The following is a 26,273-nucleotide window of genomic DNA, read 5'->3' as shown; positions in this document are numbered from 1 at the left end:
CCTCAGTCGAAATTGGCCTGCCCGCCATCGAGCGGGATCGTGGCGCCGGTCAGATAGGCAAGCTCGGGCATGCACAGCGCGACCAGCGCGCCGCCGATGTCCCCCTCCAGCGATCCGACGCGTCCCAGCGGGATCGTGCGGAAAAACGCCTGGGCCTCTTCGGGATTGTGCTCGATCCAGCCTTTGAGCCCCGGCGATTCGGCATGCGGCGCAATCGTCAGCACGCGAATGCCCTGGCCACCCCATTCCGCCGCCGCCGCGCGGGTCAACGCGCGGATTGCCTGCTTGACCGCGCCATAGGCACCATATCCGCTCATGTCCCAGCGGATGCCAGCCGACGATGCGAAATTGAAAATCGTGCCGCCGCCGCGCGCGACCATATGCGGTTTGACCAGTTTCATCAGGCGCAGCGTGGCCAGCGGACCTGATTCGAACCCAGCCATGAACGCTTCGTCGGTGACCTGTTCGAGTGTGCCCAGCGGCACTTCCTGGGCATTGTTGACCAGCACGTCGATCCCGCCGAGTTCGCTGACCGCGCGGGCCACAACCGTTTCGAGATCGCCCGCCGCCTTGACATTGCAGGGCAGCGCCAGCGCCGTGCCGCCGCGTTCGCGCACCATCGCTGCGGTCGCTTCGACTTTGGCGAAAGTGCGCCCGGTCACGACGACTGATGCACCCGCTGCGGCCATGGCCAGCGCCACGCCTTGCCCGATGCCTTGCCCTGCGCCGGTAATCAACGCTACTTTGCCTGTCAGATCGGCCATCGCTCTCTCTCTCTTTGTTCTGTTTGTTACAGATTTCGTAGATTATTTGAAGACATTCTACGCATGGAGTTGACAGGATGACAAGCAGAGCCGACTTTTGCGTGAAATAAATGGGACAGCTCATTCGCCTCCGGTGATTTGTCAGGGGAATGCGCACAAACGGCGGGATGACGATGAGCAGCAATCCGGATAGCACAGCCAACGGCTGGGATGATGAAGTCGATGTGCTGGTGGTCGGCTCTGGCGCGGGGGGCATGTTGAGCGCGCTCGTCGCCGCGACCAACCATGCCAAAGTGCTGATCATCGAAAAGGCCGCGTTGTGGGGCGGCACCAGCGCGACGTCGGGTGGCGGCATCTGGATTCCGGGCAGCGACCAGGCGCGCGCGGCCGGGTTCGAGGACAATCTCGACGATGCGTTCACCTATGTGCGCGCCTTGTCGGCGGACAATGTGCCCGATGCCAATATCCGCGCCTTTGTCGACAATGCTGCGGCCATGCTGCGCTGGGTCACCGCGCATACGAAAGTGGTCTATACCGCGCAGCCCTATCCCGATTATCACGCCGAAAATCCCGGCGGATCGGCGACCGGTTTCCGCACGCATCTGCCCGAGCTGTTTGACGGGAAATTGCTGGGCGCCGATGTCAAGACGCAGCGGTTCTCGTCGCCTGCGGCCAGCCTGTTCGGCTATCTCAACTGGACGTTTTCCGAAACCTACCTGCTGCTGTTCCGCACCAAGGGCTGGATGCAGGGCCTGACCCGCAGTCTGGCGAAATACTGGTTCGACTGGCCGTTCCGGTTCGGATCGCGCAAGGATCGGCGGCTGACGCTGGGCAATGCACTGACCGGCGGGCTGCGACTGGCGCTGAACGAGGCGGGCGTGCCGCTGTGGCTGTCGACCCCGATGCAGGACCTGGTTTACGAAAACGGCCGGGTGACCGGTGTCATCGTCACCCACGGCGGACGCACGATGCGCATTCGCGCGCGCAAGGGCGTCGTGCTGGCGGCGGGCGGGTTCGACAAGAGCCAGGCGTTGCGCGATGCCCATGCGCCGCTCTATCGCAATGCGCACCTTTCGGGCGGGGTGGAAAGCAACACCGGCGATTCGATCCGTGCGGGCGCGGCGGTGGGTGCAGGGACGATGAACCTGCAATCGGCGTGGGCGGCGCCGGTGTTTCATGTGCCGGGCGAGGATCGCGGCCGGCTGGTGACGATCGAGCGTGCGCTGCCTGGATGCATCATGGTCAACCAGAAGGGCCAGCGCTACCTCAACGAGGCAGCATCGTATCATATCGTCGGGCAGCAAATGGCCCGGCGTGAGGCTGAATTCGGCGATGCCAGCCCGTGCTGGATGGTGTTCGACCATCGCTATCGCCATTCCTTTCCGATGGGGCCGCTGTTGCCGCTGGTGCCCGACTGGCTGCAGGCAGCGGGCGTGCGCAAAACGCTGAAGAAAGGCCGCACGATTGCCGAACTGGCCGGCGTGATCGGCGTCGATCCGGCGGCGCTTGCCGCCACGATCGCGCGGTTCAACCAGGGGGCAGCCGTGGGTGAGGACCCGGAATTTCATCGTGGCGAAGCCGCCTATGACAGGATGTACGGCGACTATCGCCATCAGCCCAATCCGTGCCTGCGCCCGCTGACCGAGGCGCCGTTCTATGCGATGCCGATCTATCCCGGCGATATCGGCACCAATGGCGGGCTCACCACCAATGCGCGCGCGCAGGTGATCAATGAGGCGGGCGAACCGATCGCCGGGCTGTATGCGGTGGGCAACAATGCGGCGTCTTCGATGGGCGAAAGCTATCCTGGCGCCGGGGTCACGATCGGTCCGGCGATGACATTCGGCTATATCGCCGCGCGCGACATGACCGGGGCGAATGCCTGAGGCATTGGAAAGGTGTGTCTATCAAGACAGCCTATTCAGGTCTTGAAGTTATCTGAACATAGTTAGCCAACCGTACGCCTTTGCTCAGTTCCGTTGCAAAGGATTCTCCGATGCCAGCGCGACTGGCCAGGTCTTTCAAGCTGACTCCCTTCAGCTTGGCGGCGTGCTCAATCGCAAATAGGTGCATCGTGACAACCCGATTACCGTTCGAAGCGGCCGCGCACACACGTTTAAGTTCATCAACGAGTTCGTTCACGTTCAGAATCTCCGATCAATTCCGAGCTGCTTTGTCATACCGGCTTTAACAGTGAAGATGGCTGTTGAAACAATGATCAGAGACCTGCGTAACTCGGTTGCGCAGCTGAGCCCACAAAAAAATGGCCGGGATGGTTTTGGACACCATCCCGGCCAAGTTTGCGGTTCATTGACCGGCCAATCAAGGCCAGCCAACGCCGGGCTCCGTAAAGGTCTAGAAACGCACCCCCAGCTCGACGCCATATGTCCGGCCACGATCGTACATTCCGGTCAGCAGCAGGACGGGTGCGCCGAAATTGATATAGTGTTTGTCGAGCAGGTTATCGCCGAACGCCGACAGCGTGGCGCGTGTGCCGCCGATGGCCAGGTCCGCCAGCCCGATCCGGCCGTTCACCAGCCAGTATCCTGGCCGATGATTGACATCTTCCAGCGCGTTCTGCCCCGTCAGCACGTTCACTTCGGGCGTCGACGTCAGATAGTACGAACTGCGATAGCGCGCTTCGAGCAGTCCCGTCAGATGCGGGCCGCCGGCGCTGAGAGCAGGCGAATTGTACGTGGCGGCCGCGCGTCCGGTCCAGTTCGAAAAATAGGTGGGACGGGCAACCGAGGCCACATCGACGCCGACCAGGACAAACGTCTTGTAGGTAAAATCGGTATACGAAAGGCTGCCCGACAAAGTCAGCCCGCGCGCCGGCGCAACTTCGACTTCGGCCTCGAACCCGTCGATATGCGCTTTGCCCGCATTGTCGAAAAACTGCACGCCGTTGATGAAGTTCTGCGTCTGCAGGTCGGTGTAATTGTTATAATAGGCCGCCAGGTTGACCCGCAACCGGTGCTGGAAAAATTCGGTCTTCGACCCGACTTCATACGAGACAAGATTTTCCGGACGGAACGGAATACCGCTGAGGATGCCGCCCGAAACATAGCCCGATGCGGTCTTGGCATACAGCGTGGCATCATTGGTCGGACGCCACGTCGCGATCGCGGTATATGTCACTTTCGAATACGCCAGCCGGTAATCGCCGACGCCCAGGTTGCCGCCCTCGGCTGTGGAAATCTGGGTCAGCGCAAGATGGCGCTTGTCGAATGTCCCGCGCAGGCCCCCGGTCAGATCGACCGTGTCGCTCAGATGCCACGTCAATTGCCCATAGCCTGCGACCGAATAGTTCTGCGCATACGTGCGGGTATCGCCGCTGCCGAATGCGGCATCGAACGGGCTGGGGACGATCGTGCCATTGGGTACAGGTTCGAGAATCCCGAGCACTTCGGTATCGGGTGCGCTTTCTGCGAAATAGAACAGGCCTGCGGTCAGTTGCAGCGGCCCGCGGCTCGCCTGCAATTGCAGTTCCTGGGTAAACTGTTTCTGGCTCGTCGCGCGCGCGCTTAACAGCGGAAAGAAATAATCGTGCGGGCCAGGCAGATTGGCCGGAGCAAACAGCGCGGCCTGGATCTGCGCGGCGGTCAGCCCCGGAGTGATCAGCGCGCCGAGCTGGCCGAACGTAAAGCGCAGACCGCCGGCAGAGCCAAGGTCGAAAATGACCGGGTCCTGGCGGAATTCGCGATAGGCGGTTATGCTCTTGATCGTGACATTGTCGCTCAAGTGCCAGTTGAGTGTCAGGCTGTGCCCCTGCGTCACGGTGTGCTCGTTGCTGGTCGCGTTGGCCACCGAACGCAGCATGCCTGGGCTGGAATTGGTGGTGCCGCCAAAATAGGGTTGCAATGCGACGATCGGCGCCAGCAGCTGCCCCGATGCGTCGGGGATCACGCCCAGCGATTGCATCGCGCGGGCGCTGGCGTTCGAATCGGTATAGTCGAACCGGTAATCGGCGGTAACATTGCCGAATTCGCCGCGCACTGCGATCTGGCCGCCGTCGACATTGCGGCTGCCCAGCTTCGAGACATATTTCAGCGTACCGAATTCGGGCGCACGCTGCGACACATCGAGCGTCTGCCCGGCCAGCGTGTTGGTGACGTCGCCATCGATCTGATCATGCAGATACGCCACCCGTACCGAAAACGGGCCGATTTTGGGAAGGTCGAGCGACAGTTTGGCGCGAAATGCATTGTAATTGCCATAGGACACCGTGCCATTGAAGGCCCAGTCACCTTTGGGCACCGACGTCGTCACCGAAATCGCCCCCGAGGTCGCGTTGCGCCCGAACAGCGTGCCTTGTGGGCCGCGCAGCACTTCGAGCCGCGCAATGTCCGAAAAATCAAGCAGCGAACCGGTCGAGCGCCCGATATAGACTCCGTCGATGTAGATCCCGACTTTGGGATCGACCGAATTGCTCGACGTGCCCGACGCAACGCCGCGGATGATGATCGTCGGGTTCGATTGCATGCCTTGCGTGTTCATCTGCAAGCTGGGCGCCAGCCCGGCGATATCGCGCAGGCTGTCGACGCGCAGATCGGCGAGCTGCTTCGCGCCGATCGCGGTGACCGCAACCGGCACCTTCTGGATGCTTTCCTCGCGCCTTTGCGCGGTAACGATGATTTCCTCGATCGCCGGCGCGCTGCTCGCGGTGGTCGCTGCCGTCTGTTGGGCAAAGGCATGCGTGGCAGACAGGCAGGTCGTGGCAATGGCCAGCGCCGATGCGGTGCGTCGTGACGCCCGCAGGTTCGCCGCGCGTGTTGCGCTTGCGTTCATGGTAGGTCTCTCCCGGTTTGTTGTTTTTGTTTTTTCAGGTCGGTAACCGGCGCCACCCCGCCCAGGGCAGCGCCGGGCAGGCGTTATTCGGCCGCTTCGAGCAGCGGTTCTCCATAATTGGGGTCGTCTTCATTGCTCAGCCGGTTGGTATCTGCCCACAGCCCGGCATCGGGCACCGGCGTGATCCCCAGCTCTTCGCGGATATCACTGATCTGCCAGCCGACCCATTCGCGCCACGGCGCCAGCATCAGCGGGTATTTCCAGTTGCGACCCTGCACGGCGCCGCGATATTCCGCCTCGAGATTGAGCGCCATCGCTTCGGGATAGTGCAGGCCATCCTTCATGATCGTCTTGGCTTTGAGATAGATCTGGATGCGGTTGAAAAACGCGGCGAGACCGGGATGGAAGTAACGCGATTTGGAATGCATGTTGGCATTCAGCAACGCGATTTCGCCGCCATGGTTGGGGCCGAAGCCCGATACCATATGTTCGATGTCATGTGTCAGTGCGGCCTGACGCAAATAGAACGTGAAGTCGTTCACCACCTGGATTTCGCGGTAAAAAATATCGAGTTCATATCCGCTGTTGTTCATGAAATCGTACAGTGCGGCGCCCAGTGTGCCGGGCGCGCTATCCTGGACCTCCGCTTTCGTGAAATCCGCGAGCTGGCGCTTGTCGAACCATTCGCGCAAGCGCGGCAGGCGCGCTTTTTCCGCCTCGATCAGGCCGAAGATCGAGGGGAAATCCTCGAGCATCATCAGGATCTGCGCGACTTCGGGAATGAACGCGGTGTTCGGCATGTCGGGCCCGTTCCGGCGCAGCATTTCCTGCGATATCAGCCCGCGCAACTCGGCGTGGTTCAGGTATTTCGACGAGCTTACCAGACTTGAGCTGGTGGTTTCGACTTTGACGATTCCGCCGTTGAAATACGCGCGTTCGCTTTCACCCACTTTGACTTCGGTCATGGCATGTTACTCCGCTGCGATGGCGAGGCTGAGGTTTTCATTGGCCGGCGAAAGGAATTCGCCGGGCGTGGCGCCGGTGTAGGCACCGTTTTCAAACGTCGGCACCCCGTTGACCATCGTCAGGCGCGTGGGCATCGCCTTGCGCGTAAAGCGCCAGGTCAGGCCGCCGCGACCGTCGGGCACGTCGAACACCTTTTCCATCGCGCGCCGCTGCACTTCATCGAGGTTGAACACCGCGATATCGCCGCGCTTGCCCACGACGATTTCGCCCCGGTCGGTCAGGTTGAAATGCTGCGCCAGCTTGCCGGTCATGATGTGCACGGCTTCCTCGATCGTCAGCTGCCCTTCGTGCACATATTGCGTGAACAGCAGCGCGTTTTCACCTCCGCCGCACAACATCTGCAAATGCGCGCCGGCATCCGATATATTGCCGACAGTCCTGGGGTCGCGCATCAATTCGAGCGTAAGTTCCTCATCCTTTGGAAACGGCGCCATGTGCACGGTCGAACCCGTGCCGTTTTTCAGGATCCAGTCGGCCATCGCATCGGACCGGTGCAGGCCGAGGCTGTCTGCGTATTCCTTCAGCGTGATGTCGAGCGGTCCGGTGCCGTTTTCGCTGTCGATCAGAAACAGTTCCTGCGGGTTCTTGAGCGGCGAATGATCCCATGCCTGCGTGTCCCAGCTTTCGCGCGCGCGTGCCCGCCATTCCGGATCGGCCAGCAAGGCAGCCTTTTTGTGGTGGTCGTCTTCCAGCACGACTTCGTGCCAGACATAATCGTTCGACTGCGCAAAGATCAGCGACTTGATCAGGCTGAGTGTCGAAGTCGGCGACACATGGGCGTAGCCTGGCCACACATCCACGCCGGCCTCGCGCATCTTGCGCACGCTCTCCTGCATCGCGGGCAGGATGCCTTTCTGGAATTCCAGAGTCGGGATCGCGCCGGCGATCTGCACCTTGATATCGCGCCCTGCCAACAGGTGCGACAGACGTTCCAGATTGGCCGGGCCGGTCATGCGCATGAACGTGTCGACAATGACCTGATAGCAACAGCCGGGATAGCGCCCCATCACGTCGAACAACGCGGTGAATTCGGCATCGTTGGCTTTCAGCGACGGGACCGGACGGTTCTGCCCATCATGATCGTGCATGTTGTCGGACATGCCCAGCGCGCCGGCGGCCAGCGCATCGTCGAGCAATTCGGCCATGCGTGCGATTTCGGCAGGTGTCGCCTCGCGATCCCAGGCTTCCACGCCCATCGCGGCCAGGCGGATGGCGATATGGCCGACATAGGCTGCATAGTTCAACGGCACTTTGACACTGCGCTCGGTCGACGCGCGGTATTCGGACCACAAGTTCCAGTCCCACGGCAGGTTTGCCATGAACGGACCTTCCGGAATGTCTTCGAAAAACGAGAAAATCCCGATCATTTCGCGCTGGGCCGGCATGTATTTGTGCAGCGGTGCGGGCGAAAATCCGCAATTGCCCATGATCAGCGTCGTCGCGCCATAGCCCGGCAGCGGATCAAGATCGTTCTGCCACCACATCGTGCCATCATAATGCGTGTGGCTTTCGATAAAGCCGGGCGTGACCTGGCAACCGGTGGCGTCGAACACGCGCTCTCCGTTCGGGGCCAGATCGGGCGCGATCTCGGCGATCGTGCCGTTGTGGATGCGGACGTCGGCCTTGTAGGCGGCGGCGCCGGTGCCATCGACGATGGTCCCGTTCTTGATGAGCATGTCGGTCATGGTGTCTCCCGTTGGCATGACGCCGGATGTAGGGCGCCTGATTATGGGTGCAGCATAAAGTGCAGCATCGCTGCGGCGAAGCGCGGGCTTGCCATGCGGATCATTTCGTTATCTGTTGCGGATCACCATGCGACACGAATCGACATCCACCGCCATGCTCGCGGCGCTGCGCCGCCATCTGCGGCAAGAGGGCTGGACCGTGCTGCGCATTGCGCAGGCATTGTCCATTGGCGAAGCGACGGCCAAGCGCTGGCTGGCGGGCAAGGGCGTGACACTCGATCGGCTCGACACACTGGCCCGGCTTGCCAGACTGACGCTGGGTGAGCTGGCGCGCGAGGCGGAAGATGCGCCCAGCGACCTCGCGCACGAGCTGACCCTGGCACAGGAAAAGGCGCTTTCGACGAATATCTTCCTGTCGTTCCTGTTCATGGCGCTGCTCAACGGGGTACCGCCCGACGAAATCGCCGGTGATTTTGCCGTACCGCAACGCGCGATGGATGCCGCGCTCGCGCGGCTCGAACGCCTGGCGCTGATCGACCGGTTGCGCGGGGGGCGAATCAGGGTGCGGGTCGATCGCGCGCTGGTGTTCCGCAAGCTGCCGCTGCGCAGCCTGTTCGACACGCATATGAAGTCGGCGTTTTTCGAGCTCGATTACGGCGATCCCGAAACATGCTTCGGATCCGAAGTGCTCAAGCTGTCACGCGCCGGCGCGGCGCAGCTGGCCGAATTGATGGAGCGGTATCGCATCGATGTACAGGCGCTGGCCGATCACGACCGCCAGACCGCAACAATCGGTCGCGAATGGTACGGCACGCTGATGGTGATGCGGATGCTCGACATGAGCCAGCTGCGGCGCGCAGGGCTGGGCGACCTGTCGGTTAGGGACAGCCTGTGATCAGGCCGTTTTTTCGAGGATGAACCGCTCGCGATAGCTGGCGAATGCCGCGGCGATCGTCGCTTCGTCCAGCCCGAACCGGTCGAGCGAATAGGCATGCACCGGGCGCTGTTCGCGCGTGTTGCCGGCCATGAATTCGGCCAGCGCCGCCTCGATCCGCGCATCGAGGGGAATGCCCATCCGTGCCAGTACGCGTTCCGCCTGGCGCAGCGGGGCATGCGCGACTTCGCGGTAGTCGATGTCGATGAACCGGTCCTCACCGATCCGCGCGCGCGCGGCCTCGAATTTTTCAATCCAGCCGACCAGCCGGGGAAACCAGAACGCGGCGACCTCGGCATCGGTGTGCTGCGAATTGAGCTTGTACAGCGCGCATTCCATCGAGATGTAGCTGGGCACGACATCGAGCGGATCGCGGTGCGTCATGATCAGCACCGCCTCGGGAAACGCGCGCGCGGCCAGCTCGGTATAGGGCAGGTTCGACGGGCTTTTCAAAATCCACCGGCATCCGCGCCGCGCCGGATCCTGCCATTGCAGGTACTTGAGAATGGTCTTGAGGTCTTCGTGGCCGCGCGACTGGTCGTACCCGTCGAGCCATTGCGCAAATGACGGGATGAAGCTCATCGCCTCGACCATCGTCGACAGGAACATCTGCCCGATGATGAGGATTTCCTCGTCGGGCGCTTCGGGATCGAGCGGATGGATCGAGGCAAGGTCTGGCGACAGTTGCAGCCAGCCATCGATCATCGCCTGCGCATAGGCGCGCCGGCCGGCCGGATCGCCGGGCGTTTCGTCTGGAAACGGCGCGAAATTCTGCGCTTCGAACCACTTGATCGCGGTCATGCCGGGCGCGCTGGCAAGCAGGCGATGAAAGATCGTGCTGCCGGTGCGCGGCAGGCCCAGGATGATCCCGGCGACTTCGACCTTCTCGTCCAGGATTTCAGGGTGGCGGCGGATGTCCTCGACCATCCGCAACCGGCTGGCGAGGCCCTTGACGATGACTTCGGTCTGTCCGGCAAAACCTTCGGGCGTCAGCTGTGCCTCGGCATTGGCGGCGGCGACGTATTGCGCCATCGGCTCGGCAAACCACATATCGCCAAAATCGGTCAGCCCGGTGCGATCGCGCGCGGCCTGGAGCAGGTCTTCGGTGTGGAAGGTGGTGGCGGGCGTTGCCATTGCGGTCCTCTTTCCCTCGCGCGGCCATCCGGCTTTTGCGCCGTGATGGTGGTCGGTTCGCCAGCGCAGTCCAGCGGGAGGTGACACCGTTATCCGCGCATTGCAAACGTCTTGTGCGATTTGCGTACGGAAAGTGCATTCGTGCAATGAGAAACGTGCAACATTTTCGAAATGATTGGCGAAAAGCAGTCATTATGCGGACGAACGTTGCGCACCATCGTGCGTATCAGGCGTTGCAAAGCTATCCGATTCGCCTTATTCTTACGCCAATTGCGCTGCACACGACTGGTTTTTTGAACGATGCGCGGCCCGGACAGGAGCAGATGACGATGGCAACCTCGCGCGAATACGGCCTGGGCGATTTCGATTTCCCCCGCGGCTGGTTCATGATCGGGCCTTCGGGCGATGCCGGCCGCGTGCCCGCACCGATCCGCTATTTCGGCAAGGATCTGGTGCTGTATCGCGGCGAAAGCGGCACGGCCTATGTTGTCGATGCCTATTGCCCGCACATGGGCGCGCATCTGGCGCGCAACACCACATCGTACATCGTGCGCGACGGCGAGCAGATCGATGGCGAATCGATCCGCTGCCCGTTTCACGGTTGGCGCTTTGGCCCCGACGGCGTGTGCAACGCCATTCCCTATTCCGATTTCATTCCCAAGGCCGCGCGGCTTCAGACCTATCCGGTCATCGAGCGCGCGGGCATCATCTGGATGTGGCACGATCCCGAGGGGCTGGAGCCCGATGTCGAGCTGGCCAATTTCGGCGGCCATCATGGCGAACCCGGCTGGTTGGAATGGAAGATCGACTATATGGGCGATCTGCCGTGCCATGGCATCGAAATTGTCGATAACATGGCAGATTTCGGCCATTTCATTCCGATCCATGGGGCAAAGGACTGGCAGTATTTTGCCAATGAATTTATCGGCAATGCCGTCCACCAATATTACAGCGCCGGGCATCGCACGTTGACCGCCTCTGACGGTGACCAGCTCGCGCTCGATACCTGGTACGAAGGTCCGGGGTTTCTCCAGTCCGAAATGGCTGGCGCCTTCGACAGCTTCATCATGATCGCCAATACGCCTGTTGAAAACGGTGTGACCCGGTCGTGGCATGCGCTGATGGTGAAGGTGCATGACGGTTCGCGCGAATTTACCGACGAAGACCGCGCCAATGCACTGTTGTACCAGGAGGGCAGCCGCCTGGCCTTTGCCCAGGATGTCGAGATCTGGGCCAACAAGCGCGCCAGCATCAATCCGCTCGCGGTGCCGGCTGACGGTCCTTATGCAAAAGTGCGCACGTGGTACCGGCAATTCTACAATCCGCGTGATCGCGTCGCCGAATTCCAGAACCGCGTCAACGGGCTGGTGGTCACGCTGGACAAGCGGCCGGGCACGCGCGCAGCCTGAGCTGCGCGCAGGATTTCGATTGCAAGCAATTCCCGATTTTCCTGACAGCTGCCGGCGATTTGCCGGCGGCTGTCTTGCTGTGCGGCCACATGGATGTGGTATGCGCGATAATAGCAGGGTAAGTCCGCAGCATATTTACGCAAATTAAGTCGAAAATTCGATCTTGCGCATGATTTGCGTAGTTGCTAAGGAATGGCAGCGAACAAAAACATCCGGGCAGAGGAATGTGATAGCGCGATACGATCCACCCCGCGCATGCTTGCGCGGCAGGGATTGCATGCCTTCACCCTTGCGCCAGATGGCCCGCCCGGCGGGCTGAATCGCAGCGTTTCAAGAGGGAGGGAAAAATGCCGAACACCGAACACGGTAGGCTTTTTAATCAGACGACCAAGATGGCACGCGCACGGAACCGGGCGATGCCTGCAACACTGCTGGCAGGCGTTGCCTTGTGGGCAGGCGCGATGCCGCAACTGGCCTTTGCCGCAGATGCGCCACCTGCTGCCACCGATGTGCCTGCTGCGGTTGACGTGAGCACGCCGGAAATCATCGTGACGGCCAACCGCCGCGAGGAACGCGCGCAGGATGTGCCGATCTCGCTGACCGCGATTTCGGCCGCGAGCCTGTCCGAACGCGGTGTCACGCAATTGCAGGATCTTAACGCGTCGATCCCGTCGCTGGTGATCGCGCCCAACGGGCAGGCGTCGCGCGATGTGCAATCGCCGTCGATCCGCGGGCAAAGCGCCTCGTTCCAGGGTTCGCCCGCGGTGGTGCTGTATCTCGATGAAGTGCCGCTCCCCGCCGCCTACACGCTGTCGAGCCAGGGCGGCCCCGGCAATTTCGTCGATCTGCAAAGCGTGCAGGTGCTCGAAGGGCCGCAAGGTACGCTGTTTGGTCGCAACACCACCGGCGGTGCGATTCTGTTGAGCCCGACCAAGCCCACCGACAAGCTGGAAGGACATATCCAGGCCGGCTATGGCACGCATAACCTGGCCGAAGGCGAATTCGTGCTGAACGTGCCGCTCAGCGACAAGGCGCGGTTGCGCATCGTCGGTGCATCGCGCGATCGCGATGGATTTACGCGCGACGTCGTGTGGAACAAGGATCGCGACGACACGCATTGGCGCACCGGCCGCATCGGCCTGTGGCTGCAGCCGTTCGACAATGTCACCAACTATACGATGGGCTATTACACCGTATCGCATAGCAACGGGACCGGTGTGATCGGTGAAAGGATCAACGAAGGGTATCTTACCGCGCTGGCGCAGACGCCGACCGGCTTCGGTCCGCTTGGTGCGCTCGCACCCAATTACAATTTCTGCGGCGCGGGCACGGGCCCGGCCAATTGTTCGTCACACAATGCGTTGATCGCGCAGCAGCAATCGCTTGGCATCCGCAAGACCGCCCATGATCTCGATGACTTCACCAAGTTGTCTACCGGCGGTATCACCAACACGACCGACATTGATCTCAATTCGTCGCTGAAACTGCGTAACATCATCAGCTGGGCCGAACTCAAGCAATACTACGCGCAATCGACCTCCGGCTTCAATGCACCGCTGTATGATACCGGCACGACCGTTGAAAGCCGTGAGCATCCCAGAGACTGGTACAAGCAGTTCACCGAAGAACTGCAGTTGCAAGGATCGGCCTTCAACAAAATGCTGACGTATACCGTCGGCGGGTTTTATTTCGACGAGACGCCGGCCGGTCTCAATCAGAGTTACGCAATCAATGTCTGCGCCGAACCTACGCCGACAGGATGTCCGATCGAGACAGGCCAGGTCGCGGTCACGAACCGGTCGAAGGCTTTGTATGCCCAAGGCGCGCTTGATTTCGGCGCGCTGACGTCAGCGCTTGAGCATGTGCGCCTGACGGGCGGTCTCCGTTACACCTGGGATACCGTGATCGGTACTTCGGCATCGTGGAATTATCTGCCGCTGGCCGGCGGCGGGCAATATGTGACGGGCTGTACGTGGAAGGGCGGCGCGGTCAGTAATCCGGAAACCGATTGCCTGTTCGGCGCGAGGCTCGACAGCCATGCGCCAACCTGGACGATCGGGCTCGATTATCGCCCCAACCGGAATATCATGGTCTATGCCAAGGCGACCCGTGGCTACAAGGCTGGCGGCTTCAACTCCTACGCGGTGTTTACCGATACCCGTACGTTCGGGCCGGAAAAGGTTACCGATTACGAAGCCGGATTCAAATCGAACTATCGCGTCGCAGGCATGCCCACGACATTTAACGTCAACGGCTTCTACATGGATTACAGCAACATCCAGCGTGCAGCAGGCGATTACAACGTTGCGACAGGCGGTAACGGGGCGATTACGTTGAACAATGCTTCGGCAGTGATCAAGGGTATCGAAATCGAATACATGATCAAGCCAACCCCGTTCCTGGAACTGGGTGGCAATTACAGTCATCTCGCATCACACTACAAGTCGTTCATCTTCAACTCCAATTCGGGTGTGCACGATTGTACGTCGACCTCGATCACGTCGCCGCTGGTCTTTGCCAATGCGAACATGACGTGTCGTCCCCTGCAGTATCTGTCGCCCAATATCGTCTCGATCTATGGCCGGGTAACGCTGCCCACGCCTGAAAACATCGGCAAGGTCAGCCTGTACGTGGCCTACGACTGGACAGATAAGCAGTATACCGCGCCGTTTTCGACTGAAACGTTTCCAGATGGGACGCTCAACGAACCCGGCGTGCTGTTGCCAAGCTACGGGCTGCTCAATGCGACGATCGAATGGAAGAATTTCCTGGGCAAACCGATCGATCTCAGCGTGTTCGGCACCAATATCGCCAACAAGGCCTATCTGATCAGCAATTCGGGAATCTATCAGTCGATCGGCACCCAGGCGGTGATCTATGGCGAGCCGCGCATGATCGGTGCGCGTATCAAATACAGCTTCTGACAAAAGGCGATCCAGCGATCGGCAAATCGGGCCGGGCAGTGATGCCCGGCCTTTTTGCGACTTGCGCAGGACAATTTTATCGGCTAATTTTTTACGCATAAGATAAAATAATCCGGTAATGATGCTTTGGATTCGTATATTTATCCGAACGCATCTCCGAAATAATTGGGAGAATGCCTGTGATGTCTTTGCAGGAAGTATCGGACCGGCTGGAGATTCAGGATCTCCTCGCGCGGTACAGTTTTGCGATCGACGAACGCGATTGGGATGCGCTCGACCGGGTTTTCACGCCCGATGCCACGATCGATTACAGCGAGACGGGCGGCGCCAAGGGCGATTTCGCGCAGATCAAGGCGTGGCTGCCCCAGGCTCTTGCGCGCTTTCCCATGTACCAGCATATGGTCGCCACCACCCGGCTCGATCTGGCAGGCGATACCGCGACCAGCCGCACCATCCTGTTCAACCCGATGGTCTATCGCGATGAAAAGCCTGGCGATGACAGGCCGGGCGACCAGGTGTTCTTTATCGGCCTGTGGTACCGCGATCGCTTCGTGCGCACCGCCGATGGCTGGCGCATTGCCGATCGCTACGAGGAAATGGCCTATAGCCACAACGTGCCGGCGATGGGCCCACCACCCGAAATTGCGGCAGCGCCTGCCGCAGCATGAGCACGGCAGCGACGACCAGTCAGGGCGTCGCACGCGAAATTCCACGGGAAGGATAGATTGATGGGCAAACTCGACGGGAAAGTGGCGATCATCACCGGCGGCGCGCGCGGCATGGGCGAAGCGACCAGCCGGTTGTTTGCAGCGCAGGGCGCCAAAGTGGCGATTGCCGACGTGCTCGAAGAGCGCGGGCAGGCGCTCGCCGAAGAGCTGGGCGCCGACGCGCGCTACTGGAAGCTCGATGTGACCAGCGAAGACGAATGGGCCAAAGTGGTGGCCGATGTCGAGGCCGTGTGGGGCCGGGTCGATGTGCTGGTCAACAACGCCGGCGTGCTGCTGTTCAAAAGCATCCTGGAGACCACCAAGGCCGATTACGAGCGCGTGCTCGGGGTCAATCTCGTTGGCGAATTCCTCGGGGTGCGCTCGGTAGCGCCGGGCATGATCGCGCGCGGTCGCGGATCGATCGTCAACATTTCGTCGGTTGACGGGATGAAGGGCGCCAACAGCCTGGTCGCCTATGCCTCGTCGAAATGGGGCGTGCGCGGGCTGACCAAAGTCGCCGCGATGGAACTGGGGCACAAGGGCATCCGCGTCAATTCGGTGCATCCCGGCGGGGTCGATACGGTGATGTCGAACCATGACAACCGCGCGCGCAGCGATGTCGACAAGGCCTATGGCGAAGTGCCGATGCAGCGCATCGGCGGTCCCGAGGAAGTCGCCGCTGCCAGCCTGTTCCTGGCAAGCGACGACAGCTCGTACATGAACGGCGCGGAACTGGTGGTCGACGGCGGCATGACCGTGGGGACGTATTATCACGGATTTCCCGGCGCGCCCGGAGTTTGAGACGAAAGGATATCCGATGTCTCGCATTGCCATACCCGACGCCCTTGCACACAATCCTTATGGCTTTGCCAGCCAGACGCACGCGATCCCGATCATGGCCGCCGCTGCCGGATTTTCGCACGCGGTCTATCGCGACAGCGGCCTGAGCCTGCGCGAATTCGAAGGCGCGCGGATGCGCACCGCGCAGATTAATGGCTGCATGATCTGCCGCGATTTTCGCGCGGCGCGCGATGCAGGCGCGATGTTCACGGTGCCGGGTGAACCTGCGCAGCGTAGTGTGATAAACAATGGCCCGGCGCCCGCAGAGGAATTCTACGAGGCCGTCGCGCGCTGGCGCGCATCGCCGCTGTTTTCCGAGCGTGAACGCCTTGCGATCGAATTCGCCGAACGCTTTGCCGAGCAGCCCCAGGTGCTGAGCCAGGACGAGCCGTTCTGGGCGCGGATGCATGGCGTTTATGCCGATGGCGAGATCGTCGACCTGGCGCATTGCGTGGCGGCGTGGATCGGGCTGGGCCGGGTGGCGCATGTGCTCGGTTTCGATACGGTCTGCCTCGCAATGCCGCAGACGGAGGCCGCACAATGAGCGAGGGCAGGCTGGCAGGCCGGGCCGCGGTCATCACCGGCGCCGCCGACGGCATCGGCCACGGCATAGCGCGGCGCTTCGTGCGCGATGGCGCAGCGGTGATCGTGGCGGATTTCGACCGCGAACGCGGCGCGGCGGTGGCGGCGGAACTGGTGGCATTGGGCGGACGCGCGCATTTCGTGGCGTGCGACGTGACGAAACGCGATCAGGTGTTTGCCGCGGTGGACGCCTGCGTCGAACACTTCGGCGCGGCCGATATCCTGGTCAACAATGCTTATTCGGGCGAAGGCCCGTCGCGGATCGAGCGCAAGACCGATGAACGGTTCGAAGCCGCGCTGCACATGTGCCTGTTTGCGACCAAATGGGCGATGGAGCGCGCGCTGCCGCATATGAAAGCCAAAGGCTGGGGCCGGGTGATCAACATGGCCTCGCTCAACGGCGTCAACGCGCATATGGGCAGCGCGGATTACAACGTGGCGAAAGAGGCCGTGCGCGCCTATTCGCGCAGCGCCGCGCGCGAATGGGCAGGGCTTGGCATATCGATCAACGTGATTTGCCCCGCCGCGGTTTCGGCGGCATTCCGCCGGTTTTCCGAAATGGCCCCCGAAGTTACGGCCGGCGCGGCTGCTGCCAATCCGATGGGCCGGATGGGCGATCCCGAAGCCGACATCGGCGGCGTGGCCGCGTTCCTCGCCAGCGAAGATGCGCGCTACCTGACCGGCAACACGCTGTTCGTCGATGGCGGTGGGCATATCAATGGCGTACCGTGGGCGCCCGACCTGGGCCCCGAAGATTGACATGTCTGCACGACCGGAGAATGCCGCAATGACCGATTACACGCCCCAGCTTCATGCGCCAGCCACCGGCGTGGTGATTACCGGCGGCGCATCGGGGATCGGCCTGGCGTCGGCGCGCGCGCTGGCCGCGGTCGGGCGCCCGGTTGCATTGTGGGATATTAACGCCGCCGGGGTGAGCGATGCGGCGGCGGCGATCGCGCGCGACTATGGCGTGTCCGCGATCGGCCAGGTGGTCGACCTGCGCGATCCGCAGGCGGTATCGCCCGCCGCACTCGCCACGCGCGCCGCGATCGGGCCGATCGGCGGCATCGTGCATTGCGCGGGCACCGCGGTGCAGACCGGCATCGAGGGCGTAACGCCCGACAATTTCGACGCCGGCATGGCGCTCCATGTGCGCGCAATCCTGCTGCTGACGCAGGCGTTCATGGACGATCTGAAGGCCAACCGGGGCAGCGCGATCGTCGCGATTGCATCGATCAACGCGACATTCGGCAATGCGATGATCCCGATCTACACCGCTGCCAAGGGCGCCGTGATTTCGCTGGTCGGCGCGATGGCCGACGAGCTGTCGCTGTCGGGCATCCGTATCAATGCGCTCAGCCCGGGGATGATCGATACGCCGATCCTGGGTGATATGCGCGACATGATGCAGGATGTGTTCGGTCGGCGCATATTCCTCGGCAGGTTTGGCAACGCAGCGGAAATCGGCCGCACCGTCCGCTTCCTCATGTCGGACGAAGCCAGCTATATCACCGCGACCGAAATCGTCGTCGACGGCGGAATCCTGCACTCGCAAAGACCCTAGAGCACCGTGCCGGTAATCTGCGCCACCGTGACGGAGCCGATTTTGGCCCAGCGCGAGGATTGAGGAGGGCGCAATGCTGGCACATTGTGCCCGACGAAAGACGCTGCGATGGGCCAAAAGCGGCCCGCCGCTTCGCGGTTGCCCTGAAAAGCCCCGTGGCAGCGTCGCAGCCCTTGCACGGGGCAACCAGCCCGCGCTGCGTGCTGCTCCTCGCCACGAGACTTTTCAGGGCAATCACGGTGGCGCAGATTACCGGCACGGTGCTCTAATCGAAACTGGCCGAAAGAATTGTGCGATCGCCGCTGTGCGTCTGCCAGCGGACATCGCGCCGTACGATCCGCCAGCCCTGGGCGCGGTGTTCCCAGCGGTCGGTGTATTCGCCATTGCTGTCGAACACATCGCCCGTCGGGTCATCGCGCCGCTGGTGCCGCGCCTGGACATAGGCGCGGCTTTCAGCCCCCGAGCCGTCGGTCGTGATCGAAATGCTGCCGATCAGATGCTGCGTCGGACCACAGCCATCGAGGAACATCCGCATGGTCTCGCTCAGCGCGGCGATTCCGCTGCGTTCGCCCAGCCCGTAGTCGAACGTCAGATCGGCGGCGAAGACTGTGTCGAGCGCGGCCCAGTCCTTGGCATCGATCACCCGGGCAAACCGCGCCAGGCCCTCGCGGATATCGCGATCGGCCACCAGCGATTGCAGCAATGCATCGGCATCGACCATCACAGATCCTCCCTGAAGCTGACCACGCTGCGCAGCGCCTCGCCGCTTTTCATCAGCGCAAAACCCTTGTTGACCTCGGCCATCGACAGCCGGTGCGTAACCAGGTCGGCAAGATTGAGCCGGCCTTCGGCGACATGATCGAGCAGGCCGGGCAACTGGCTGCGGCCCTTGATATTGCCCATGAAAGAGCCCTTGATCGTGCGCCCGAGCTGGATCGCAAACGGCACCAGTTGCAGCGTTTCGCCATCGGGCGGCACGCCGAGCACGACCGTGCAGCCGCGGCCGATCCGCGTGGCATCGAAGGCTTGTGCCATCAGTGCGGTATGGCCTACGCATTCGAACGCGAAATCCGCGCCGCCGCCGGTCAGCGCGCGGATCGCCTCGACCGCATCGACGGTCCTGCCATCGATGAAATCGGTCATGCCGAACCGGCGTCCCTGCGCATCGCGCGCAGGATTGATGTCGACGCCGATGATCCGCTCGGCGCCTGCCAGGCGCGCACCCTGCACGACATTGAGCCCGATGCCGCCCAGGCCGAACACCGCGACGCTGGAGCCGGGCGGGACATGCGCGGTGTGAAGCACCGCGCCCACACCGGTTGCCACAGAGCAGCCCAGCGTGCAGGCCAGGTGAAACGGAATGTCGTTGCGGATCAGCGCGGTATTATATTCGGGCACCACCACGAATTCGGCCAGCGAGCCCACGCCAGAATAAGCCGAAACCTTTTGCCCGTTCAGCGAAAACGGCGAAGGCTGGGTCATGATCTCGCCCAGGAACACTTCGCACAGATTGGTCTGGCCCGACCGGCAATTGCCGCATAGCCCGCATTCGCCGATGCCCAGCGGCACCACGTGGTCGCCCGGCTTGACCGTCGTCACCCCGCTGCCGATCTGCCGGACGATCCCGGCACCCTCGTGCCCGACCACGATCGGAAAGGGATAGGGCGCGGCCTTGCCCTCCAGCTGGCTGAGATCGGTATGGCATAGCCCGCTCGCCATGATCTCGATCAGCACCTGGCCGGGCCCGGGCGGCGCCAGGTCGAGCGTTTCCATCACCAGCGGCGTGTTTGGCGCGTGTGCGACCATGGCGCGGATCTTCACAGGCGGTCTCCATCGGGATATTCGGGCGGCGGTGCGGCAATGTTCAGGATCAGGTCGGCAGCCTTTTCGGCAATCATCGCCACCGGGATAGCGGTGTTGCCGCCGGGCAGATGCGGCATGACCGACGCATCGACGACGCGCAGCGCGGCAATGCCGTGGACGCGCAAGGCATCATCGACGACCGCCATCGCGTCGCTGCCCATGCGTGCAGTGCCGACCGAATGATAATCCGCCTCCGCGTGCGCGGCGATATGGGCATCGAGCGCGTGGTCGCTTTGCACCGTATCGCCCGGTGCCAGTTCCTCGCCACGAAAATCGTCGAAAGCGGCCTGGGCAAACACCCGGCGCGCGATCCGCACCCCGGCGCGCAGCACCTGGCGATCATGTTCGCTGGTGTTGAACCCGGGGTCGATCACCGGCGGCAGGTCGGGATCGGCGCCCGCCAGCGTCACCGTACCGTGCGCATGCGGCCGGGCCACGTTGATATGCGCGTAAAACCCGTGCATCGGCGCCATCTGCCGGCCGTTGTGCGCAAACAGCGCGCTGACCAGCAGCATCTTGATATCGGGTTCGTCGAGTGCCGGGTCGGATCGCACCATGCAGGCAACCGACATGCCCGGATTGGCCAGCGGCCCGCCGCGTGTAAGCAGATATTGCCCCAGCGCGAGCGCACCGCGCCATGGATTGAGATAGCGCAGCAGCGACAACGGCTGCGTCGCGCGGTGTTTGACATGCGCGGCCAGATGATCCTGCAGGTTCTGCCCGACGCCGGGGCAATCGGCGACAATCGCCAGGCCGTGCTCCGCCAGGTGCGCCGCCGGGCCGATGCCCGACAGCATCAGCAGTTGCGGCGTGGCGATCGCGCCGGCCGACACGATCACTTCGCGCCGCGCGCGCACGATCGTGTCGCGCCCGCCGCGCCGCAGCGCCACGCCGACCGCGCGCCGGTCCTCGACCACGATCCGCCGTGCCTGCGCCCCGGTCATCACCACAAGATTGCGCCGGTGTCGCGCCGGGCGCAGATAGGCCGACGCCGCGCTCGACCGCCGGCCGTTGGCGATGGTCAGGTCGACTGCGCCGAACCCGTCGCGCGTTGCACCATTGAGGTCCTGGGTCAGCGGATATCCGGCGGCAGCGCCGGCCAGAAGAAACGCCTGTGCAAACGGATGGTCCTGCGCCGCGCGCGTGACCTGGATCGGCCCGGCGTGGCCGTGCCAGGGGTTATCGGGGGGCCCGGGATGGTAGGTTTCCAGCCGCCGGAAATAGGGCAGCACATCGGTATAGGACCAGCCGCGGTTGCCGGCTTGCGCCCAGCGATCGTAGTCCGAGTGAAAACCCCTGTCATACGCCATGCCGTTGATCGACGAGCCACCGCCCAGCACTTTGCCGCGCGGCAAGTACAATGCGCGGCCGTCCAGCTGCTGCTGCGGGGCGGACATATAGCGCCAGGCGAATGCACCCGACATCATGATCGGCAACAGCCCGCCGGGCGCGGCGATCAGCGGGCTGCTGTCGCGCCCGCCCGCCTCGATCAGCAGCACGCTGGTTGCCGGATCGGCGGACAACCTGTTGGCAAGGACGCAGCCGGCCACGCCCGCGCCGACGATCACGAAGTCATATTCGCCGGACAGGCGATCGTCTGGGCTTGGGGGCAACGGGCAGGGCTTTCATGCTGCGGAGCGGGTATCGTGCCGTGCCGGCCCGTGTTGCGCAATAAATCTGCCCGTGGTGCTGCGGATGCTGGCGCTACGGGCTACGATTGGCGCTCAAAGCGCAGGCGATACCGGAATGGGGATGACGGGAAGCCGAGATATGCGTAATTAAAATGTTCTGATATTACGGATTCAATTGTTGTGGTTGCATAGCGACCCGATAAATCTTATGCTATCGGCCTGAATTTATACGCGATGACGTATATTCGCGATGGAGAGGACGAGCATGAGGAAATTTCTCGCCGCGACGGCGTTGACCAGCGCTGCGCTGATCGCGGGCCCCGCATTCGCCGCCGATGCTCCGCAAACCGCGCAGGCGCCGCAATCCGCCGACACCAACGGATCGGGCGTCGGTGATATCGTGGTCACCGCGCAGAAACGGTCGGAAAATATCCAGAAGGTGCCAATCGCCATTTCGGCGGTGTCGGGGCAATATCTGGAATCGCGCGGCATCACCTCGATCGACGGCCTGGGCTCGATCGCGCCCAACATGCAGATCGCACGCGCCCCGTCGGACAAGACGATTACCCAGATTTCGATCCGCGGTTCGGTTACGATCAACCCTGCGGTTACCTGGGAACCGGCGGTCGGGCTGTATCTCAACGGTGTCTATATCGCCAAGGCGCAGGGGTCGGTGTTCGACGTCGCCGATCTGGAACGCATCGAAGTGCTGCGTGGGCCGCAGGGCACGCTTTATGGCCGCAATGCGCTGGCCGGCGCGGTCAACCTGGTGCCCCGCGCGCCGACCGGCAAATTCGACATGGCGGTCGAGGCCACATACGGCAATTACAATTACGCGAAGGGCAAAGTCGTGCTCGACCTTCCCGAATGGAACGGGTTTTCGGTCAAGCTGTCGGGCCAGATCGAACGGCGCGATGGTTTCATCAAGGTCGTCGGCAATCCGAACTACAACAGCATCAACAATCTCGATGCCAAAAGCGGCATGGTCCAGATCCATTACCAACCGGCCGGATCGAAATTTACCGCCGACTACATGTTCGATTATTCGAACCACGACGAGCGGCCCGATTATTCGCAACTGTACAGCGTCTATACCGACCATAGTGTCTACGCGATTTTCGACCCCAAATCGCCGAGCTATTCGAATATTCCGCTCGCCCCTTATGCCTCGACCACCCGGCAATCGACCACCTCGATCGACGGCAATCCGGAATTCGAAAAGTCTGAAGTTTTTGGCCACGCGCTGATCCTGTCGTTGCCGCTCGGCAATGCGACCTTGAAATCGATCACGTCGTATCGCTGGATGCACTGGTCTGATTCGACCGATCTCGACGGGTCGCCGCTGCCGATCGCGTTCACCGCGCGCAACACGCGGTTTCACAGTTTCAGCCAGGAATTGCAGGCGACGGGCAAGGCGCTCGATGACAAGCTCAACTATGTCGCGGGGCTGTTCTTTTATTCGGAATACGCCGCGACCGACAATCCGCAGAGCTTTTTCTTCGGCTCGGCCAACTACCTGTCGGTCTATGGCCAGCATACCAAGGCTTTCGCCGCCTATACCCAGGCCGATTACAGTTTCACCGACCAGTTCAAGCTGACGGTCGGCGCACGCTATACGCACGAACAGAAAGATATCCGCAAGCTGCTGGTGGCCAATGGCACGACGGTGGCGGATATCCAGTTCGGCGATATTCCCGATGCCAAATACGACAGCTTTACCCCCGCGCTGACGCTTTCCTATCAGGCCAATCGCGATATCAACCTTTATGCCCGCTATGCGCGCGGGTTCAAGTCGGGCGGGTTCAACGGCGAAACCAATATCTTTTTCGATCCGGGCGCGCCCAAGGGGTGCCTCGATGGCGCGACCGAGCTGTGCCATCCGTACAAGCCCGAAACCGTCAACAGCTATGAAGTGGGCGTGAAGTCCCGGCTGCTCGACGGGCATATGGTGCTCAACCTCGCCGCATTCTGGGACGAGCATCGCAATATCCAGCTGTCGGTGTTTACCGCATCCGGCGCGGCGGCATCCGAAGTGCTTAATGCTGCGGGCGCGCGGGTTCGCGGGCTCGAGGCGGAGCTGACGTTGCGCCCGGTCGATGCGATTACGTTCCACGGATCGGCGGCCTATCTCGATACCAAATACGAAAGCTATATCGACGGCGGCGTCGATGTGTCGAACAACCGCGCATTCCCGCATGCGCCGCATTATACCGCGTCAGCCAGCCTCGATGCGCGACTGGCCCGTGGTAATTGGGGCACGTTTTCGGTTTCTGGTGACCTCAATTACACATCGAGCTATTTTACGTTCCCATACGCGCTCACCAATAGCCAACAGACCGCTTACCAGACGCAGGCGCCGGCGCAGCTGTTCCTCAACGCGCGCGCGACCGTGGCGCAGATCCCGCTCGGCGGCACCACCGCGCAGATCTCGATCTGGGGCAAGAACCTGGCCAACTTCAAGAAGCCTGACAATTTCATCGACTTCGGCCCGTCGTTCGGTGGGCTGACCGTCGCCTATTTCCCGGACCCGCGCACATACGGCGTAACCATTGGAGCAAAGTTTTGATGTTGCAGGGCAAACGCGCGCTGGTCACCGGCGCGGCATCGGGCATCGGCCGGGCGACCGCGATCCGCTTTGCCGCAGAGGGCGCCATCGTGACGATCGGCGATCGCAACGAAGCCGGGCTCCACGAAACGGCGGCGATGATGGCCGCGCCGCCGCGGATCCAGCCGTTCGATGCCCTGGATATCGCCTCGTGCCGGCGGCTGGTCGACGCGGCCGCGACCGATGGCCTCGATGTGGTGTGCAACATATCGGGCGTGCTCAGCTGGGGGCGCAGCGAAAACTATGCGCTCGATGATTTTGCGATGGTCATGCAGGTCAATACCATCAGCGTGTTCGCGATCATCCAGGCGGCGCTGCCGCACCTGATCGCCAGCGGCGGCAATGTCGTCAACACCGCCTCGGCGGCGGGGCTGGTCGGTATCCCGTACACCGTGGCTTATGCTGCGTCGAAACACGCGGTGGTGGGCATCACCAAAAGCCTCGCGATCGAATACGCCGCCACAGGCGTGCGCTTCAACGCGATTGCGCCGGGGCAAGTGAATACGCCGATGACGCATGCATCCGCGTTTCCCAAGGGGATCGACATGGACCTGCTGATGCGTGCGGCGCCCAAATTGCGCGATGGATCATGCGAACCATCGGATGTCGCCGATCTGTTTGCGTTCCTGGCCAGCGATCAGGCAAAAAAGATCACCGGGAGCATTGTTTCGATCGACGGTGGCCAGGTCGCGGGCTGACCCAGACAGAGGATATTTGCATGACCGATCCGCAAAGCAATGTCGGCACTCTCGATCACGTCTGGCGCCGGTTCTGCGCCGCGCTGGCCGATGCCGGCGACGTGCTCGCCCGGCCGTCGTCACCCACCACCGCGCTCGACCAGGCCGAAGGGCTGCGCTACCTCAGCCGGCTGACCCGCACCGCGCTCAACATGCTGGTCGACAGTGCCGATCCCGATTTTCCGCGCCTGTTCATGCTGTGCGACGACAAGCTGAAGATCGGCGCGGATAATCCCGACAATATCTATCAGCAATGCGTAGTGCGCGGCGATCAGACCTATCGCGTGACAGGCACACGCGGCAGCGTCCCGTATTTCTCGATCGGCAGCAAGGCCAACCGCTATGCGATCGACGGCACGATGGCCTCGACCGGAGAGCTGGAATTCGCGCAGATGGAATTCGGCCCCGACGGCAGCTTCGAGATCATCGTCAGCCGCGATCCGCATCCGGGCAACTGGCTGCCGCTGGCCGACGACAGCACGCTGCTGATCGTGCGCCAGACCTTCGATGACAAGCACACGCAAGTGCCGGCCGAGGTCATCGTGGAACGCGTCGGGCCGGGCCCGGCTGTGCCCGCGCTACTGACGCCCGAAGTGATCGAGCGCCAGCTGATGGCGGCGGCCGCGTGGACTCGCGGCACCGCGACCACGTTTGCGACCTGGTCGGAATGGTTCGTGGCCCAGTCGAACCGCATTTATGACGGCGACCAGGCGGTGTTTCAAAAGGCCGGCGGCGACCCCAATATCTGGTATGGGCATTTCCATTATGCCCTGGCGCCGGACGAAGCGCTGGTGATCGAAACGCCGGTGCCATCTTGCCGGATGTGGAACGTGCAGATCGACAACTGGTGGATGGAATCGCTCGACCACGTGCACCAGAAGGTGTGGGTGAACAACACGATGGCGAAGTACGAGCCCGACGGCAGCGTGGTGCTGGTCTGTGCCGATCATGATCCGGGCTGGGGCAACTGGGTCGACCTGGCCGGGCACCGCAGCGGCACGGGCCTGTGGCGCTGGTTCAACGCCAGCGAAAACCTGGTGCCCACGCTGCGGATCGTAAAGCTGCCCTGACCTTCGTCAT

21 protein-coding genes are annotated in these 26,273 nt (G+C 62.3%); 12 read left to right on the top strand and 9 right to left on the bottom strand.

The window, feature by feature from the left end:
* Window positions 1–2: 2 nt before the first annotated feature.
* Window positions 3–764, bottom strand: coding sequence for an SDR family NAD(P)-dependent oxidoreductase (locus ACOOE2_RS13430; RefSeq protein ID WP_420383495.1), 762 nt, complete (start codon window positions 762–764; stop codon window positions 3–5).
* Window positions 765–937: 173 nt separating this feature from the next.
* On the opposite strand from ACOOE2_RS13430, the gene ACOOE2_RS13425 reads away from it, so the two are divergent.
* A complete protein-coding gene (locus ACOOE2_RS13425) occupies window positions 938–2,650 on the top strand; it encodes an FAD-binding protein (RefSeq protein ID WP_420383494.1) in 1,713 nt (570 codons plus the stop codon).
* Between the two features lie 31 nt (window positions 2,651–2,681).
* Here the strand turns inward: ACOOE2_RS13425 and ACOOE2_RS13420 are convergent, their stop codons facing one another.
* From ACOOE2_RS13420 to ACOOE2_RS13405, 4 genes are all read right to left on the bottom strand, one after another.
* The gene (locus ACOOE2_RS13420) at window positions 2,682–2,906 is read right to left on the bottom strand and encodes an HTH-like domain-containing protein (RefSeq protein ID WP_420383493.1); all 225 of its coding nucleotides are present in this window, start codon (window positions 2,904–2,906) and stop codon (window positions 2,682–2,684) included.
* Window positions 2,907–3,119: 213 nt separating this feature from the next.
* Window positions 3,120–5,552 (bottom strand): TonB-dependent receptor, encoded by a 2,433-nt coding sequence (locus ACOOE2_RS13415; RefSeq protein ID WP_420383492.1) that lies wholly within the window; start codon window positions 5,550–5,552, stop codon window positions 3,120–3,122.
* 83 nt (window positions 5,553–5,635) lie between these two features.
* Window positions 5,636–6,517, bottom strand: coding sequence for a hypothetical protein (locus ACOOE2_RS13410; RefSeq protein ID WP_420383491.1), 882 nt, complete (start codon window positions 6,515–6,517; stop codon window positions 5,636–5,638).
* A gap of 6 nt (window positions 6,518–6,523) precedes the next feature.
* Window positions 6,524–8,263 (bottom strand): N-acyl-D-amino-acid deacylase family protein, encoded by a 1,740-nt coding sequence (locus ACOOE2_RS13405; protein WP_420383490.1) that lies wholly within the window; start codon window positions 8,261–8,263, stop codon window positions 6,524–6,526.
* A gap of 127 nt (window positions 8,264–8,390) precedes the next feature.
* Between ACOOE2_RS13405 and ACOOE2_RS13400 the strand changes: the two genes are divergently transcribed.
* Window positions 8,391–9,158 (top strand): helix-turn-helix domain-containing protein, encoded by a 768-nt coding sequence (locus ACOOE2_RS13400; RefSeq protein WP_420383489.1) that lies wholly within the window; start codon window positions 8,391–8,393, stop codon window positions 9,156–9,158.
* Here ACOOE2_RS13400 and ACOOE2_RS13395 read toward each other — a convergent pair whose 3' ends face one another.
* Window positions 9,159–10,331, bottom strand: coding sequence for a sulfotransferase family protein (locus ACOOE2_RS13395; RefSeq protein ID WP_420383488.1), 1,173 nt, complete (start codon window positions 10,329–10,331; stop codon window positions 9,159–9,161).
* Between the two features lie 329 nt (window positions 10,332–10,660).
* On the opposite strand from ACOOE2_RS13395, the gene ACOOE2_RS13390 reads away from it, so the two are divergent.
* The 7 genes from ACOOE2_RS13390 to ACOOE2_RS13360 all read left to right on the top strand — a co-directional run bounded on the left by ACOOE2_RS13390 (window position 10,661) and on the right by ACOOE2_RS13360 (window position 18,357).
* Window positions 10,661–11,740 (top strand): Rieske 2Fe-2S domain-containing protein, encoded by a 1,080-nt coding sequence (locus tag ACOOE2_RS13390; protein ID WP_420384614.1) that lies wholly within the window; start codon window positions 10,661–10,663, stop codon window positions 11,738–11,740.
* A gap of 416 nt (window positions 11,741–12,156) precedes the next feature.
* Window positions 12,157–14,664, top strand: a complete 2,508-nt coding sequence (locus ACOOE2_RS13385; protein ID WP_420383487.1) for a TonB-dependent receptor — start codon at window positions 12,157–12,159, stop codon at window positions 14,662–14,664.
* A 179-nt stretch (window positions 14,665–14,843) separates the two neighbouring features.
* Window positions 14,844–15,332, top strand: a complete 489-nt coding sequence (locus tag ACOOE2_RS13380) for a nuclear transport factor 2 family protein (protein WP_420383486.1) — start codon at window positions 14,844–14,846, stop codon at window positions 15,330–15,332.
* A gap of 60 nt (window positions 15,333–15,392) precedes the next feature.
* On the top strand, window positions 15,393–16,172 hold the full coding sequence (locus ACOOE2_RS13375) for an SDR family NAD(P)-dependent oxidoreductase (protein ID WP_420383485.1): 780 nt from the start codon (window positions 15,393–15,395) through the stop codon (window positions 16,170–16,172).
* A gap of 16 nt (window positions 16,173–16,188) precedes the next feature.
* The gene (locus tag ACOOE2_RS13370) at window positions 16,189–16,755 is read left to right on the top strand and encodes a carboxymuconolactone decarboxylase family protein (RefSeq protein ID WP_420383484.1); all 567 of its coding nucleotides are present in this window, start codon (window positions 16,189–16,191) and stop codon (window positions 16,753–16,755) included.
* A complete protein-coding gene (locus tag ACOOE2_RS13365) occupies window positions 16,752–17,552 on the top strand; it encodes an SDR family NAD(P)-dependent oxidoreductase (protein ID WP_420383483.1) in 801 nt (266 codons plus the stop codon). Before ACOOE2_RS13370 ends, ACOOE2_RS13365 begins: the two co-directional genes overlap by 4 nt.
* Window position 17,553: 1 nt before the next feature.
* Complete coding sequence (locus ACOOE2_RS13360; RefSeq protein WP_420383482.1) at window positions 17,554–18,357, top strand: SDR family NAD(P)-dependent oxidoreductase; 804 nt, start codon at window positions 17,554–17,556, stop codon at window positions 18,355–18,357.
* Window positions 18,358–18,622: 265 nt separating this feature from the next.
* Here the strand turns inward: ACOOE2_RS13360 and ACOOE2_RS13355 are convergent, their stop codons facing one another.
* The 3 genes from ACOOE2_RS13355 to ACOOE2_RS13345 are packed head-to-tail and all read right to left on the bottom strand — an operon-like array spanning window position 18,623 to window position 21,833.
* The gene (locus ACOOE2_RS13355; RefSeq protein WP_420383481.1) at window positions 18,623–19,078 is read right to left on the bottom strand and encodes a nuclear transport factor 2 family protein; all 456 of its coding nucleotides are present in this window, start codon (window positions 19,076–19,078) and stop codon (window positions 18,623–18,625) included.
* The gene (locus ACOOE2_RS13350; RefSeq protein WP_420383480.1) at window positions 19,078–20,178 is read right to left on the bottom strand and encodes a zinc-binding dehydrogenase; all 1,101 of its coding nucleotides are present in this window, start codon (window positions 20,176–20,178) and stop codon (window positions 19,078–19,080) included. The genes ACOOE2_RS13355 and ACOOE2_RS13350 overlap by 1 nt, the downstream gene beginning before the upstream one ends.
* Entirely contained in the window at window positions 20,175–21,833 is a 1,659-nt protein-coding gene (locus ACOOE2_RS13345) for a GMC family oxidoreductase (protein ID WP_420383479.1), read from the bottom strand. The genes ACOOE2_RS13350 and ACOOE2_RS13345 overlap by 4 nt, the downstream gene beginning before the upstream one ends.
* Window positions 21,834–22,116: 283 nt before the next feature.
* Here ACOOE2_RS13345 and ACOOE2_RS13340 point away from each other — a divergent pair, with 283 nt between their 5' ends.
* Genes ACOOE2_RS13340 through ACOOE2_RS13330 form a run of 3 tightly spaced genes read left to right on the top strand, consistent with a single transcriptional unit; the run spans window position 22,117 to window position 26,263 of the window.
* Window positions 22,117–24,417 (top strand): TonB-dependent receptor, encoded by a 2,301-nt coding sequence (locus ACOOE2_RS13340; RefSeq protein WP_420383478.1) that lies wholly within the window; start codon window positions 22,117–22,119, stop codon window positions 24,415–24,417.
* Window positions 24,417–25,154: an SDR family NAD(P)-dependent oxidoreductase gene (locus tag ACOOE2_RS13335; RefSeq protein ID WP_420383477.1), complete on the top strand. Its 738-nt coding sequence runs from the start codon at window positions 24,417–24,419 to the stop codon at window positions 25,152–25,154. The genes ACOOE2_RS13340 and ACOOE2_RS13335 overlap by 1 nt, the downstream gene beginning before the upstream one ends.
* 20 nt (window positions 25,155–25,174) lie before the next feature.
* Complete coding sequence (locus ACOOE2_RS13330; RefSeq protein ID WP_420383476.1) at window positions 25,175–26,263, top strand: DUF1214 domain-containing protein; 1,089 nt, start codon at window positions 25,175–25,177, stop codon at window positions 26,261–26,263.
* Window positions 26,264–26,273 lie beyond the last annotated feature (10 nt).

This window comes from Novosphingobium sp. (assembly GCF_965214355.1).
Classification (GTDB): domain Bacteria; phylum Pseudomonadota; class Alphaproteobacteria; order Sphingomonadales; family Sphingomonadaceae; genus Novosphingobium.
The sequence above is the reverse complement of the archived record's forward strand: the minus strand, read 5'-3'. Positions and strand labels throughout refer to the sequence as shown.